Below are 230 nucleotides of genomic sequence, written 5' to 3'. Positions count from 1 at the left end.
GGTCTGGTCTGGTCTGGTCTGGTCTGGTCTTACTTTAAATTTAGCCCTAAAACTTTCACGCCACTTCTTTACTGGTATCCACCAAGCTACTTTATTAATAATATTTTCATTAACCCTAAAAATAAATTTTATTCCAAATAATATTATCCTTACATATTCATCGTTATTACTAATGGCAAATAAGGTAAGAAAATTGAACCAATTAGAATTTAATTTTATATTATTTATAT

At 27.8% G+C, this 230-nt stretch carries 1 pseudogene; it reads right to left on the bottom strand.

Features of this window, described 5'->3' with window-relative positions:
* Positions 1-230: pseudogene (locus E6A48_RS12025) on the bottom strand (ATP-grasp fold amidoligase family protein); the annotation flags it as partial.

Source organism: Brachyspira pilosicoli (genome assembly GCF_019402445.1).
Taxonomy (GTDB): Bacteria; Spirochaetota; Brachyspiria; order Brachyspirales; family Brachyspiraceae; genus Brachyspira; species Brachyspira pilosicoli_B.
This window is presented reverse-complemented; position numbering and strand designations above follow the sequence as displayed.